At 66.2% G+C, this 14,676-nt stretch carries 12 protein-coding genes; 10 read left to right on the top strand and 2 right to left on the bottom strand.

The annotated features are described in order from the left end of the window. The first annotated feature begins 4 nt into the window (after positions 1–4). From Q0996_RS04970 to pgmG, 7 genes are all read left to right on the top strand, one after another. Positions 5–1,702 (top strand): hypothetical protein, encoded by a 1,698-nt coding sequence (locus tag Q0996_RS04970; protein ID WP_299616631.1) that lies wholly within the window; start codon positions 5–7, stop codon positions 1,700–1,702. 123 nt (positions 1,703–1,825) lie between these two features. Further along, entirely contained in the window at positions 1,826–3,904 is a 2,079-nt protein-coding gene (locus tag Q0996_RS04965; RefSeq protein ID WP_299616630.1) for a molybdopterin-dependent oxidoreductase, read from the top strand. Positions 3,905–4,088: 184 nt separating this feature from the next. Continuing rightward, positions 4,089–4,790, top strand: coding sequence for a VWA domain-containing protein (locus Q0996_RS04960; RefSeq protein WP_299616629.1), 702 nt, complete (start codon positions 4,089–4,091; stop codon positions 4,788–4,790). A gap of 12 nt (positions 4,791–4,802) precedes the next feature. Beyond that, the gene (locus Q0996_RS04955; protein ID WP_299616628.1) at positions 4,803–5,513 is read left to right on the top strand and encodes a molecular chaperone DnaJ; all 711 of its coding nucleotides are present in this window, start codon (positions 4,803–4,805) and stop codon (positions 5,511–5,513) included. 135 nt (positions 5,514–5,648) lie between these two features. Then, positions 5,649–6,530: a UTP--glucose-1-phosphate uridylyltransferase GalU gene (gene galU / locus Q0996_RS04950; RefSeq protein WP_299616627.1), complete on the top strand. Its 882-nt coding sequence runs from the start codon at positions 5,649–5,651 to the stop codon at positions 6,528–6,530. A gap of 57 nt (positions 6,531–6,587) precedes the next feature. Beyond that, positions 6,588–7,919, top strand: coding sequence for a UDP-glucose/GDP-mannose dehydrogenase family protein (locus Q0996_RS04945; RefSeq protein ID WP_299616626.1), 1,332 nt, complete (start codon positions 6,588–6,590; stop codon positions 7,917–7,919). Positions 7,920–7,923: 4 nt separating this feature from the next. Next, on the top strand, positions 7,924–9,333 hold the full coding sequence (gene pgmG, locus Q0996_RS04940) for a phosphoglucomutase/phosphomannomutase PgmG (RefSeq protein ID WP_299616625.1): 1,410 nt from the start codon (positions 7,924–7,926) through the stop codon (positions 9,331–9,333). 311 nt (positions 9,334–9,644) lie between these two features. On the opposite strand, the gene Q0996_RS04935 is transcribed toward pgmG, so the two are convergent. Next, a complete protein-coding gene (locus tag Q0996_RS04935) occupies positions 9,645–11,018 on the bottom strand; it encodes a D-alanyl-D-alanine carboxypeptidase family protein (protein WP_299616624.1) in 1,374 nt (457 codons plus the stop codon). Between the two features lie 299 nt (positions 11,019–11,317). Here Q0996_RS04935 and Q0996_RS04930 point away from each other — a divergent pair, with 299 nt between their 5' ends. After that, positions 11,318–12,061, top strand: coding sequence for a hypothetical protein (locus tag Q0996_RS04930; protein WP_299616623.1), 744 nt, complete (start codon positions 11,318–11,320; stop codon positions 12,059–12,061). A gap of 15 nt (positions 12,062–12,076) precedes the next feature. Here the strand turns inward: Q0996_RS04930 and Q0996_RS04925 are convergent, their stop codons facing one another. Further along, the gene (locus Q0996_RS04925; protein ID WP_299616621.1) at positions 12,077–12,844 is read right to left on the bottom strand and encodes a hypothetical protein; all 768 of its coding nucleotides are present in this window, start codon (positions 12,842–12,844) and stop codon (positions 12,077–12,079) included. Between the two features lie 363 nt (positions 12,845–13,207). Between Q0996_RS04925 and Q0996_RS04920 the strand changes: the two genes are divergently transcribed. Further along, entirely contained in the window at positions 13,208–13,966 is a 759-nt protein-coding gene (locus Q0996_RS04920) for a phasin family protein (protein WP_299616620.1), read from the top strand. Between the two features lie 379 nt (positions 13,967–14,345). Beyond that, positions 14,346–14,669, top strand: coding sequence for an ATP-dependent Clp protease adapter ClpS (gene clpS / locus Q0996_RS04915; protein WP_299616619.1), 324 nt, complete (start codon positions 14,346–14,348; stop codon positions 14,667–14,669). The last annotated feature ends 7 nt before the right edge of the window (positions 14,670–14,676 follow it).

Raw genomic sequence — 14,676 nt, 5'->3', positions numbered from 1 at the left:
GGCGATGCTGACAAGAACCGACGCCCGCTACGGCAAGGTTTTCGGTACGCTCTTCCTGCTCTACGTCGGCGCGGCCCTCTTCGTGCAGACATCCTTCATCGTCGATCCGAGCTACCTTCACGAAGAGGAACGGTCGCTCTTCCGCTATCACCAGGCCGGCGACCCGGGGCTTTTCGCCGGCGACTACATCGCCGCCTTCTTCGCCGCCTTTCCCCAACCCTATCTTTACGACTGGGCCACCCGCCTGTGGCTACAGGCCGGCGGCGACCTGCTGGTCTGGCATCGTCTGCTGCCGCTTGCCTGCTGGCTGGCCTTTCTTGCGGGCATCGCCGAGATGGCGCGGCGCATCGGCGACCGGGTCACGCTGCTGGGGGCGGTGGGTCTTGCCGTCGCGCAGCCCATCTACCTGCATCAGATCACCTCGGCGCTGCCCCATGCCTTTGCCTTTCCGCTGCTGATCTGGGCGGCCGCCGCGCTGGTCCACGGCTCTGTCGCGGGCCTCGTTGTGCTCACGCTGCTGTCGGGCCTGCTCTATCCCGCCATGACGCCCCTCCTGGGCTTGATCCTGGCCTGGCACCTGATCGGCACAGAGCGCCTCTTCGCCAAGAAGAGTCTGGAGCGCAATCGATCCTTGCTGCTGCTTGCGATCACTGGCGCGCTCTCCCTTTGGATGGTGCACGCCGCGCTCCAGGGGACCGACGCCTTCGGCGCGGCGCTGGCGCCGATGCAGCAGACCGAGGCCTTTCCGGAGAACGGGCCGCAGGGACGCCACTTCTCCGGCGTCTTCAGTCCGCTCACCTATGTCGCCGGCAAGGCGGCGACCCAGTTCAGGTGGGCGCCGGATCTGCTGTCCTTCCTCCTGCTCATGGTTTTCGCCTGCGTCGCGCTCTACGGTCTGGCAGCGCTGGAGCGGGGCAGTGCGGGGCGCCGGGCGCTGGTGGTCTTCGGTCTTTGCGCGCTGTTGCTGGGCACGGCGGTCTTTGTGCTGAAGCCCTTTCACAGCTATCGCTTCCTCCTCTATCCGGCCTTCACCCTGCTGCCCCTGCTTTTCGCGGTCGGGCTGCAGCGCTTCTGCTGGACCTTCAGGCGGAGCCTCCGCTTTCCGAATGCGGCAACCCTCGGCCTGCTGGCGCTCATCGCGCTCTCTTTCGACAGCTTCGACCACAAGAAGCTCGGATACTGGTGGCATCTGGGCGCCGACCAGCAGGCCGTCATGGCCTTCGCTGAGGCCCAGCCGCAGGACAGCCTCTTCGCCGTCTGGCCCGGCTCCGGAAGTGAGCTGGAGATGATCCCCTATGTGGCGCGCCGGCCGCTGTTCGTGATGTACAAGGCCCACTATCCCAGCTACCAGGACCACCTCCTGGCCATGCGCGCCCGCATGCAGGCGCTGATCGATGCCTATCTGGCAACCGATGCCGGCGGTCTGCGCACGCTCCACTGCGACTGGGGCGTCGACTACCTGGTCGTCGACCGGGAGCACTTTGCCGAGGGCTATGCCCGTCCCCGCTACTTCGCCCCCTTCGACCGGCGCATCGCCGAGATCTGGGGCGGCAGCCGGCGGCAGGATTTCCTGCTCGGCAGACCGGACCCCGGCTGGGTCGCGGTGACGACGCAGCGCTATCGGGTGCTGGATCTGGCACGGGCGGTCGGCGACCGGCAGGCGGACTCCCGCGAAAGCTGCGGACCCGCCGGGACACCTTAGTCCAGGTGGTAAGAAGCCCCGATTGAAGCTCGGATTGAAGCTCGGATTGAAGCTCGGATTGAAGCCCTGGGGGGCGGGCTGTAGACTCGGGCCCAAGCCGCCCCACAACGGACTCGGGTTCCGATGCCACTGGACGCCTCAGCCGCGCCGGAGATCTTCCACTCCGCTTGCCCCCATGACTGCCCGAGCACCTGCGCCTTGGAGGTGGAGCGCCTCTCCCGGACGAAGATCGGCAAGGTGCGCGGCGCCCGCGGCAACGACTACACCGCCGGCGTGGTCTGCGCCAAGGTGGCGCGCTATGCTGAGCGGGTGCATCATCCCGGGCGCCTGACCAGGCCACTGCGCCGGGTCGGTGCCAAGGGCGAGGGGCTGTCCGCCTTCGAGCCGGTGTCCTGGGAGACCGCGCTGGATGCCGTGGCCGAGGGCCTGCTGCTGGCCGAGCAGCGCCACGGCAGCGAGGCGGTCTGGCCCTACTTCTATGCCGGGACCATGGGCCTGGTGCAGCGCGACGGCATCGAGCGCTTGCGTCATGCCAAGCGCTACGCGCGCCAGCACTCGACCATCTGCACGACCCTGGTGGCCACGGGCTGGAAGGCAGCCTGTGGCGTCCGGCGCGGCGTCGACGCGCGCGAGATGGTGGAGTCCGATCTGATCGTGGTCTGGGGCTGCAATCCTGTCAGCACCCAGGTCAACGTGATGACCCACATTGCCAAGGCGCGCAAGGCACGCGGCGCCAAGCTGGTCGTGGTCGATCCCTACCGCACCGGAACGGCCGAGCAGGCCGACATCCATCTGGCGCTGAAGCCGGGCAGCGACGGCGCCCTTGCCGCCGCCGTGATTTCGGTCCTGCTGGCGGAGGGCTATGCCGACCGGGACTACCTCGCCCGATACAGCGACTGGGATGCGGAGCTGGAAGCCCACTTCGCCGCCTGCACGCCGGACTGGGCCGCCGCGATCACCGGACTCGCGGCTGAGGAGATCCGCGACTTCGCCCGCCTCTACGGATCGACCCAGCGCAGCTATCTGCGTCTCGGCTACGGCTTCTCGCGGGCACGCAACGGGGCGAGCAACGTTCACGCGGTTACCTGCCTGCCGACGGTGACCGGAGCCTGGCAGTACCGCGGCGGCGGGGCCATGCAGGGCCAGTCCGGCATCTACGGGTTGGACGAAACGCTGATCCAGGGGCTGGACGCACTGGACCCCGGCATGCGCCTGCTCGACCAGTCCCGCATCGGTCCGATCCTCACCGGCGACCGCCGCGACCTGGGCGATGGACCGCCGGTGACGGCGCTGTTCATTCAGAACACCAATCCAGTAGTGGTTTGCCCGGAAAGCGCCAAGGTCGCCGAAGGCTTTGCGCGCGACGATCTCTTCGTCTGCGTGCATGAGCAGTTCATGACCGAGACCGCGGCGATGGCCGACATCGTGCTGCCGGCGACCACCTTTCTGGAGCACGACGATCTCTACGTCGCCAGCGGCCACACCTATCTGCAGGTGGCCAAGGCGGTGATCGATCCGCTCGCCGAGTGCCGCAGCAATCACGAGGTCCTCTGCGCCCTGGCGGCGCGCCTCGGCGCCGAACACCGGGGTTTCGAGATGACCGCCTGGGAGATGGTCGACGAGACGCTGCGCGCCTCAGGCCTGCCGGATGCCGAGACGGTCCACGCCGCCCACTGGCACGACTGTGCGCAGTCCTTCGAGGAGATGCATTTCCTGAACGGCTTCGGGCATGCTGACAAGCGCTTCCACTTCAGGGCGGACTGGGCCGCCCTCGGGCCCGACTTCGCGGCCATGCCGGCGCTGCCGGGCCACAGCGAGGCCTTCGACCGCTCGACGGCGGAACGCCCCTATCGTCTGGTGGCGGCGCCGGCCCGCTCGTTCCTGAACACCAGTTTCACCGAGACGCCGGGATCGCTGCAGCGCGAGGAACGGCCCAGCGTGCTGATTCATCCTGAGACCGCCGAGGCCCTGGGCGTGGGCGGCGGCGACCGCATCAGGATCGGCAACGAACTGGGCTCCCTGGTGATCGCCGTGGAGCTCTTCGACGGACTGCAGAAAGACGTCGTGGTGGTCGAGAGCATCTGGCCGAACAGCGCCTTCGAGGAAGGCCAGGGCATCAATCTGCTGATCTCCGCGGACCCGGGCCCGCCGACCGGTGGCGCCGTCTTCCACGACACCGCGGTCTGGCTGAAACCGGCCTAGCCGGCGGCTGTGCCGCGCGGGCTGCAGAATTCGTGATGGCCGGACGCCAGGATGTTACTGGCGTTGGAAAAATCCTTGCGCGACACTACCTTGAAGGGGGTGCCGGGGCCTTCACGGGTCCCCCGCGCCCGCGCGCAGGAAGCGCCCCAGCAGCAAGCGCCCCAGGAGCAAGTGCAGAGGACGCATGGCAAAGGACCCCAAGCTGCCGAAGGTATCGTCTGGATCCGACGTCGATGCCTTTTTGCGCAAGGTTGCTTCGACACCGCCGCCGGTGGGGGAGGCGCGCGGCCGGCTGATTTTCGCCCTGGACGCCACCGCCAGCCGGGAGCCGACCTGGGACCAGGCCTCTCACCTGCAGGCCGAGATGTTCAAGGAGACCGAGAGCCTCGGCGGGCTCGAAGTGCAGCTGATTTTCTACCGTGGGTTTGGCGAGTGCAAGGCGAGCCCCTGGGTTCAGCGCTCCAACCAGCTTCTGCGCTTCATGACCGGGGTCTTCTGCCTGGCCGGACGCACGCAGATCGGCAAGGTCCTGCAGCGCGCCATCAAGGAGACCAAGGAACAGAAGGTCTCCGCCCTGGTCTTCGTCGGCGATGCCATGGAAGAGGATATCGACCACCTGGGGCATCTCGCCGGCGAGCTCGGTCTCCTGGGGGTTCCCTGCTTCATGTTCCATGAAGGCCACGACCCCGTGTCCCGCAACGCGTTTCAGCAGATCGCCCGGCTGAGTGGTGGCGCCTTCTGCACCTTCGATATGAGCAGCGCCAGGCAGCTTCGCGACCTGCTCTCGGCGGTCGCCGTCTTCGCGGCGGGAGGGCGCAAGGCGCTGGCAGACTACAGCCGCAAGAAGGGCGGCCTGGTTCCGCAGATCGCCCACCAGGTCAAGTAGCGGGCAGCGCCCATGCCGTACTTCTTCCTCGGGATCGCCCTTCTCGTCGCCGCCATACTGTTGGCGCGCTGGTTCGTTGAGGCGGACCCGAAGCGAGTCGCCGTCTCCCTGCGCTATATTGCCATTGGCGCGCTGGCGCTGATCACCCTGGTCCTCGTGGTCAGCGGCAACATTTCGCTGCTCATGCTGCTCTACGTGATGCTGTTCTTCGCCCGGCGGATGTTCCGGGCGGGTCAGCAGCGCGTCCATGCGATGCACGGGCCGAGCGCCGGGCAGTCCTCGGAGGTTCAGACCCGGTTCCTGCGCATGATCCTGGACCATGACAGCGGCGAGATGGATGGCGAGGTGTTGGACGGGCGTTTCGCCGGTAGCCGCCTGTCGCAACTGAACCTCGGGCAACTGCTCCAACTCCTGGACGACTATGAGGGCGAGGATCAGCAGTCGGCCTCGATCCTCGAGGCCTTTCTCGACCGAACCCAGAGCGACTGGCGTGAGCAAGCCGGGGCGGACCAGGACGGTCAGGGCCGCCGGGAGGGGTCGGGCGACGGCCCGATGAGCCGGGAAGAGGCGCTGGAGATCCTAGGCCTCGAAGAGGGCGCAACAGCCGTTCAGATCCGCGAGGCGCATCGCCGGCTCATGCAGAAGATTCACCCCGACCACGGCGGCTCGAACTACCTGGCCGCCAAGCTGAACGAAGCCAAGGACCTGCTGCTCGGGACCTAGCGTGTTTCGTGTTTTGACGGCACCGGCCCGCTCCCCCCGCCATGCCACCGACCATAGGTGTCACTTGTCGCCCGCGCTGGCCTGTGGCAATACAGCCGCGCCCGCCCGAAACCTTCCCGCGAGGTCCTCGACTCCATGCATGGCACCATTCGCAAAGCGGTCCTGCCTGTCGGCGGACTGGGCACGCGCTTTCTGCCCGCCACCAAGGCGATCCCCAAAGAAATGCTTCCCGTCGTCGACAAGCCGCTGATCCAGTATGGCGTCGAGGAGGCCTGGGCGGCGGGAATCGAAGAGATCGTTTTCGTCACCAGCCGCGGCAAGGCTGCCATCGAGGACCACTTCGACCGCCATTGGGAGCTGGAAGCCGCTCTGCAGGCGCGCGGCAAGACCGCCGAGTTGGAGCAGGCGCGCGCCATGATGGGAGAGGCCGGCAAGATCAGCTATACCCGCCAGCCCGAAGCCCTTGGCCTGGGCCACGCGGTCTGGTGCGCGCGCCAGCTTGTGGGGCGGGAGCCCTTTGCCGTGATCCTGCCCGATGATCTCGTCCTCGGGCAGCCCGGCTGCCTGGCCCAGTTGGTCGCCGCCTATGAAAAGGTCGGCGGCAACCTGGTGGCGGTGGAGGACGTGCCGCGCGAACAGACCAACCGCTACGGGATCCTGGACGTGGTCTCCGACGACGGCCGCCTGGCGGAGGCCAAGGGTCTGGTCGAAAAACCGCAGCCCGAGGAGGCGCCTTCGACGCTCTCGATCATCGGCCGCTACATCCTGCAGCCGGAGGTCTTCGACGAGCTCGACCGGCAGGAGCGGGGCGCCGGCAACGAGATCCAGTTGACCGATGCCATGGCCCGTACTATTGGCAGGCAGGCTTTTCACGGTCTTCGCTTCGAGGGCCGGCGTTTCGACTGTGGCAGCAAGGCGGGATTTCTCGAGGCGAATCTGGCCTATGCCCTGGAACGCGACGACCTGGGCGCGGCAGCGCGCGATATGGTCCGGCGTTACGGCGCCAGGGTCACCTGATCGTCATCCGGCAGGCGGCGGCCCCGCCGCTTTGCTGGTCCCTACGGAGGACGCGAGATGCGTATAGCAATGGTGGGCACCGGCTATGTCGGCCTGGTTTCCGGTGCCTGTTTCTCCGAATTCGGCACCGAAGTGGTCTGCATCGACAAGGATGCGGCGAAGATCAAGCGCCTGGAAGATGGCGAGATCCCGATCTTCGAGCCTGGGCTGGACGTTCTGGTGGCCAACAACCGCGCCGCCGGCCGCCTCACCTTCACCACCGATCTGGCCCGCGCGGTCGGGGAGGCCGATGCGGTCTTCATCGCGGTGGGCACGCCGACGGGGCGCACCGGCGGCGAAGCGGACCTGACCTACGTCTACGATGCCGCGCGGGAAGTGGCAGGCGCGTTGCAGGGCTTCACCGTGGTGGTCAACAAGTCGACGGTGCCCGTGGGCACCGGGCGCGAAGTGCAGCGGATCATCGCCGAGGCCAATCCCGCGGCGGAGTTCGAGGTGGTCTCCAACCCCGAGTTCCTGCGCGAAGGGGCGGCGATCAACGACTTCATGCGCCCGGACCGGGTGATCATCGGCGCCGAGAGCGAGCGATCCCGCACGGTGATGCGTGCTCTCTACCGGCCGCTTTTTCTGATCGAGACGCCGATCCTCTTCACCACCCTGGAGACGGCGGAGCTCACCAAGTATGCCGGCAACGCCTTTCTGGCGACCAAGATCACCTTCATCAACGAGATCGCCGATCTCTGCGAGAAGGTCGGCGCCAACGTTCATGACGTGGCCCGGGGGATCGGCCTGGACGGGCGCATCGGTCGCAAGTTCCTGCACCCAGGCCCGGGCTACGGCGGCTCCTGCTTCCCCAAGGACACCCTGGCCCTGGTGGACACGGCGCAGAAGGCGGGCTCGCCGATGCGCATCGTCGAAACCGTTGCCGACATCAACGACAAGCGCAAAAAGGCCATGGCCGGCCGGGTGATCGAAGCCTGTGGCGGTTGTGTCGAGGGCAAGACCGTCGCCGTCCTGGGCCTCACCTTCAAGCCCAACACCGACGACATGCGCGAGGCACCGAGCCTGGAGGTGGTGCCCGCCCTGCAGGCTGCCGGTGCGGTGGTGAGGGCCTTCGATCCGGAGGGGATGGAGCAGGCCTCGCCTTTGTTGGCGAACGTTCAGTGGTGCCAGAATGCCTACGAGGCGATGACCGACGCCGATGCGGTGGTTATCCTGACCGAATGGAACGAGTTCCGCGCCCTGAACCTGGACCGCGTGAAGGCCGTCATGAAGGCGCCGGTGATGATCGACCTGCGCAACATCTACAAGCCGGGGGACATGCTGGCCGCCGGCTTCGACTACTCTTCGGTGGGGCGTCCGCACAGCGCCCTGGGCCTGACCAAGGCCTGATCCCATGAGCGATCCCAAAGCGCCGCCATCCCGGGCCGGGAGCCACCGCTTCCATCCGACGGTCCTGCGCGAGTACGACGTGCGCGGCATCGTGGGGGAGACGGTTTTCGAAGCGGACGCCTATGCCCTGGGCCGGGCCTTCGGGTCGGTGGTCCGGCGGCGCGGCGGCACGGCCATGGCCGTCGGCTATGACGGCCGCCTGTCCTCTCCCGATCTCGCGGCAGCGCTGAGCCAGGGGTTCAGCGATTGCGGGCTGCATGTCGTCAACATCGGCCGCGGACCGACGCCGATGCTCTACTACGCCACCCACACATTGCCGGTGCAGGGCGGGGTGATGATCACCGGCTCTCACAATCCGCCGGACTACAACGGCTTCAAGCTGGTCCTGGAAAAGGCGTCCTTCTTCGGGCCCGACCTTCAGGACCTGGGGCGCATCGCCGCGGCGGGCGATTACGAAAGCGGCAAAGGTAGCGTCGAGGAACGCTCGGTCTTCGATGCCTACATCGACCGGCTGGTGCAGGACATGGAAGGCGAGGGGCCGCTCAAGGTCGCCTGGGACGCCGGCAATGGCGCCATGGCCGAGGCCATGGTGGCGGCGACGGCACGCCTGCCGGGCGAGCACATCCTGCTGAACGAGACGATCGACGGCAGCTTTCCCGCCCACCATCCCGATCCCACGGTTCCCGAGAACCTCAAGCAGTTGCAGGACGTGGTGCTTGCCGAGGGCTGCGATCTGGGGGTGGCCTTCGACGGCGACGGCGACCGCATCGGCATGATCGATTCCCAAGCCCGGATCCTCTGGGGCGACCAGATCATGCTCTATCTGGCGCGGGACATCCTGAAGCGCTACCCCGGCGCCACCATCATCTCCGACGTGAAGACCAGCGATGCCTTCTTCGAGGGCATCGAGGCGGCCGGCGGCAAGCCGCTGATGTGGATGACCGGCCACTCGATCATCAAGGCGAAGATGAAGGAGGTGAACGCGCCTTTTGCCGGAGAGATGAGCGCCCACATCTTTTTCGCCGATCACTTCTATGGTTACGACGACGCGCTCTATGCCGCCATCCGCGTGCTCTCGGTGATCAACAGGACCGGCGAGAGCCTGGCGGCCTTCCGCGATTCCCTGCCGCCGCTGTTCAACACGCCGGAGATCCGCTTTCCCTGTTCGGAGGAGCGCAAGAAGGCGGTCGTCGAAGAGGTCAGGGCGCGGCTCGTCGCCGAGGGCGTGGAGATCATCGATATCGACGGCGTGCGCGTGCAGGAGGAGGGCGGCTGGTGGCTGCTGCGCGCTTCCAACACCCAGGACGTGCTGGTCGCCCGCTGCGAGGCGCGCGACCAGGCCAGCCTCGACAAGCTGATCGGGCGCGTCTGCGCACAGCTCCGCGCCAGCGGTCTGGAGCCGCCGGCCTTCTGATCGTCACCGTCTTCCGATGGATCCCGTCTCTTTGAATCAGAGTCTGGCTTGAAATGCGTGGCTTGATCTCAACGGCTTGCCGAGGTCTCTCTTCCCCCCATCGTCACCCTCGGGCTTGTCCCCCTTCAATTTCTTTGGGGGATCCATGGAAAGAGCGAGACTCGGACCCCGATGGATTGCCGGAACAAGTCCGGCAATGACATTCTTTGGGGGGGGCAAACACGGGAACCCTTTGACGCATAAGGTCTGAACTCGGTTCAGACCATTGGGGCGAAAGTCCGGGGGAGGTTCGGGCCCAGTTGCAGCCCCGGTCAGTTGGAGCCCTGGGCCTTGGGGTGCTGCAGCACCACGCAGTTCATCTCTGCCACCTTGAGGCTCTCGCAGGCTGCGCGCGCCTGCTTTTCGTAGAGCCCGGTCAACTGCGAGCGGTACAGCGTGCCGAGACTGGCGGAGTCGATACGCCGCACGGCGACCTTCGCGCCCCGCAGAGCCTTGGGCGCCTTGGCCAGGGCCGACTTGGCATTGTCATGAGCGGCGCGGAAGCGGCTGAAGGCGCCGACCTGGACGACCCAGTCGTTGGTCAGGCTTTCCACCTCCACCGGAGTCTCCAGCCCGTCGACGGTGGCCACTTGCGAGGAAGAGGCAATCGGCTTGACGGCGCGCTCAAGGCGCGGGAGGCCCGACTTCGAAAGATCCCTCTTCGGCGGAGCGGGCGGCGAAGCGGCCGCGGTCTCGACCGGCTGCGGTTCCGGCAGGGCCTGCGGTTGCGGCACGGCCTGCGGCTGCGGCGCGGCCTCGGCGATCTCGATGGTGGCGAGCGGCAGCGGGTGGAAGGGGTTGCGCCCCGGCACCGCCGGGACCTTGCGCACGCCCTGGGAGGCCAGCTTCTTGAAGCCCCGGTTCAGCAGCTTCACCATGTGGCGGTCCCGCGACTTGGAGGTCTTGCCGCCGAAGACCACGGCGATGACGCGGCGCCCGCCGCGCTCGACCGAGGTCACGAGGTTGAAGCCAGAGGCCCGGATGTAGCCGGTCTTGATCCCGTCGGTGCCCTTGTAGGATCTCAGCAGCTTGTTGTGGCTGCGGTAGGTGCGGCCCCTGTAGCTGAAGGTGGAGGTCGAGAAGTAGCGATAGTACTGCGGGAAGTCGCGCATCAGCGCCTTGGCGAGCCGCGCCATGTCCCGCGCCGTGCTCTTCTGGCCCCGGTTGGGCAGCCCTGAGGCGTTGCGGAAGCTGGTCCGGCTCATCCCCAGGGTCCGGGCCCGCTTGGTCATGACCTTGGCGAAGGTGGTTTCCTTGCCGGCCAGCGCTTCGGCAACCACCACCGCAACGTCGTTCGCCGACTTGGTCACCAGGGCCAGGATCGCGTCCTCCACGCGGATCGACTGGCCAACCTTCAAACCAAGCTTCGACGGCGGCATGCCGGCCGCACGTTTGGAGACCGGCAGCTTCTGCTTCAGCGTCAGCTTGCCATTCTCCAATGCGTCGAAGAGCATGTAGAGGGTCATCATCTTGGTGAGGGAGGCCGGGTAGTTGCGCGTGTCCGCGTTGACCGCGTGCAGCACCTGCCCGCTTTCGGCGTCGATGACGATGGATGCGTAGCGCGCCTGCGCACTACCGCTCGGCACTGTTGCCAGAACGGCCATCGCCAGAAGCGCGATTACGGCAAGAGCAAGCGAGCGATTCATCGGGCCCCGTTGTCGGTCTCGGCAGGCTGCGGAACATTGCCGAGGTTACTTTTCAAGAGATCCGCAAAAACCTTTGAAATCCCGATAGATTCTAAGGCAACAACGGAATCTCTGTCCAGTGTAATGGCGTGCCAATTACAATAGGGTTAAAAGAACCTCAAAACAGCGGCTTGCCGGGCTTTCGCGCGCCGCGGAGCGAGGCGACGCGCGGCGCATTTACCATCCCCGCCGCAACGACAGCGGCCGGGCGGCCTCCGCCGGCACCGGCCGCCGGGCCGACGCATTGGAGGTACACAGAGATGATCAACGCTCGATCCGGCGCTGCTTTGCGGTTCGGCGTGCGCGGTGCCCGTTGCCTTGCAGTGCTGAGCGGTCTCGTGCTGGCGGCCTGTACCTACCGCGGCGAGATCGACAATCCGGCGACCATCAAAGCCACCTGGTTCAGCTATCTGAACGGTGACGACATCCGTACGGCCTGCGCCGAGAGCGCCGGCGACACTTATCGCCTGATCTACAACGCCGACTACAACGAGCAGATTCGCAGCTATGAGGTCATCGGCGACGAAGCGGACGGCGCGCGCCTGACGGTGCGCGTGCAGGGGCGCAGCGGACTGGTCCTCGAAGAGTTTCGCCTTGGCGATCCGCTGGCCTGGTCGCGCTGGAAAACGAGCCAGGCGAGCCTGGACGCGCAGACGCTCGGGCAATTGGATCGGGCTCTGGAGGAAAGCGGTGCCTTCCAGCCGGCCCCCGCGGGGCTGCGCCTGCATTCCCGGGAGACCTTCTGGGTCGCGAGCCTCTGTCGGGACGGGGTGTTTTCCTTCAACGCCTGGCGCTATCCCTCGGCGCGCTTCGATGCGGTCGCCTTCGACGAGATCCTGTTCGGCCATGACGCGACCGAGGTTGCGGTTCGGGCACCGCGCGCGGTGCTGCCCGGCGACCGCCGGCCCGAATCGCCGCAGGAGCGGCAGGGCAACGACCGCAGCGGCAGCACCTTCAACCTGTTGGTGGGCGAAAACGGGCTGGCCGGGCACCTGGCGCTTTAGGGTGCGCGATGCAATCTAGTTGTCGTCTTCGGTGACGATGGTGAGATGGGAGGGATGGGCCCCGGGGCGCAGCTCGCTCACCCAGGGACCGTCGGGCATGCGGACCGCCAACTGGGTGATGTGCTCGTTCCACCAGATTCGCTGCTCGCGCAGATCGTCATAGTCGTAGTGCGCCTGGCGCCAGCGGCGCTCGGCCAGGCTGTAGGTCGCGAGATCGATGGGAAAGCCGACGTCGGCTGAGGAAAAGCGCGAGGAATCGAAGGAGAGGTAGGCCAGCTTCAGCGCCGTGGTCATGGCGCTGTCGAAGTTCAGCGCGCGGTCCAGGATCGGCTTGCCGTAGGCGGTCGCGCCGATGGAGAGATAGGGGGTGCGGCGGTCGACCTCGATCCAGTTGCCTTCCGGATAGACCAGAAAGATGCTCGGGCCCGGATCTTCCGGCAGGGCGCCGGCGATGAGGGTGTGCAGGTTGAAGGAGAGGTCGGAACCCTCGATCTGTTCGCGGTCTTCCTCGGCCACCTGCCGCAGCTTGCCGCAATAGGCGGTGACCGCGTCCAGCAGCGTGGCGAAGCCGGTGGCATGCTCCTGGCGCATATCGCGTTCGAGATAGGCAAGGGTCTTGTCCCTGAGGGAGCGCAGACCGGAGGTCATGACCGCGAACTGGGCCCCGGTTGGCCCATGCAGGGAGAGCTTCTGGGCGCTGGTGACCTGATTGCCGCTGGTAATGCGGCCGTCGGCCAGGCACACGAGGCCTTCGCTGACCTTGATTCCCAAACAATATGTCATGGTATTGCGGCGTCTCACCCCCAATTGCCGCCCGAGCCCTGCCGTCGGCGCGACTCCGGCTGCGCGGATATTGCCAAAGCCCCGGGCCCCCATCAACCGGCCATACAGGGCCGTCACGGAAAGACACCGCCTTGCCGCCATAGGAAGATATTGCACCGCAACAATCGCTCTTGACTTTACCACGGCAGTATTGCATAGGACCGCATGGTGCAGTGCAGCATCGGACGTGTTTTCGGCGCTTGGCGCGCCACGACGCCTGTCGTGCCCCGCCGGGTTGCCAACCCCGACATCATGACGCCCGCACGCCCCCCGAACCGACCCAGACCCCTCGCCAGGTAGCGGCGAAAGCCAGGAGACATTCCGATGGCCACCAGAAGGACCACGACCAAGCGGGCCGCGGCGAAGAAGCCGGCGCCCGCCAAGACCACACCCGTCAAGACCACCACCGCAAAAGCCGCCGTTGCAAAGCCTGCCGTCGCCAAGACCGTGGCGCGGAAGCCGGCCAAGCGGAAGACTGTTGCGGCCGCCCCGAAGCCGGCGGCGCCGGAAGCGACCGCGCCGCTGTTTGCTGCCGTTCCGGCGGCCGAGGCGGTGGAGCGCATCGCGCCCTTCGCCGAAGAGGCCATGAAGCCGGTGGCCGCAGCGGTTGCCGCCGGCCAGGACACCCTGGAGGCCGTCGTCAAGGCTAGCACCCAGGTGGCCAGCAAGGGCTATGAGCAGGCCGTCGCCATGACCCAGGAACAGGTGGAGAAGGCGTCCTCGACAGTGTTCTACGGCTATGACGAGGTGGCCAGCCTGGGCAAGGACAACATGGATGCCTGTGTCCAGTGCTCTTCCCTCGCGGCCAAGGGCTTCGAGGCCCTCGGCACGGAGATGCTGGCGTTCACCCAGGCTGCCATGCAGACCGGTTTCACCACCGCGCAGGCGCTGGCCGCGGCCAAGTCGCTGCGCGAACTGGTGGACCTGCAGGGCGCGTACTCGCGCAGCAGCTTCGATTCGCTGGTTGCCGAGAGCGCCAAGCTGACGGAACTCTCCATCGCTGTGACGAACGAGGCCATGGAGCCGCTGCAGACCCGGGTGACCGTGACGGTTGAGAAGCTGATGAAGCCGCTCGCGGCCTAAGAAAGCCGGCGCAAGCCGCATCGGCGCCCGGCGACATGCCGGCCGCAAGCCTGTGGACATCGAAAGGCCCGGCGCCTGGCGCCGGGCCTTTTTTGTTCTCTGTTGCCGGCCTGCAGTGCGAAGCGATGGATCGATTGAATTTGCAATTTAGGAGTGCTTTCGCAAACCTATTGGACCCGGCCCGCCGGGAACGCGAGGTGTGCGGCCTGTGGATAAGGTTAATGCGATGCTGCTGTCCCTCGTCGTTAACGTCCGATTAACACCCCGAAGGAATTGTTAGACTGGGCTTTCGGGACTCCAGTTGGGTCTTTTCCGAGGGAAGATTCACCCAATATGATGGTGGGAACGAAAAGCGCGTGTTGATCCGTAGTGCAAGGGTATGAGCGAAGACAAACGTAACGGCAACGGCACCTCCACCGGCATCATCGTCAAGACCAAGCCGAAGACGAAGAAGCCGTCGATGTACAAGGTGCTGATGCTGAATGACGACTACACCCCCATGGAATTCGTCGTCCACGTCCTCGAGCAGTTCTTCAGCAAGAACCGGGAGGAAGCGACGCGGATCATGCTGCACGTCCACCAGCGGGGCGTCGGGGTCTGCGGCGTCTTTACATACGAGGTTGCCGAGACAAAAGTTACACAGGTGATAGACTACGCCCGGCAACACCAGCACCCTCTCCAGTGCACTCTAGAGAAGGAATAGAGCCCGG

It is taken from the genome of Pelagibius sp. (assembly GCF_028289705.1).
GTDB lineage: Bacteria > Pseudomonadota > Alphaproteobacteria > Kiloniellales > Kiloniellaceae > Pelagibius.
Note: the sequence above shows the minus strand (reverse complement) of the source record. Positions and strands in the feature narration are given on the sequence as shown.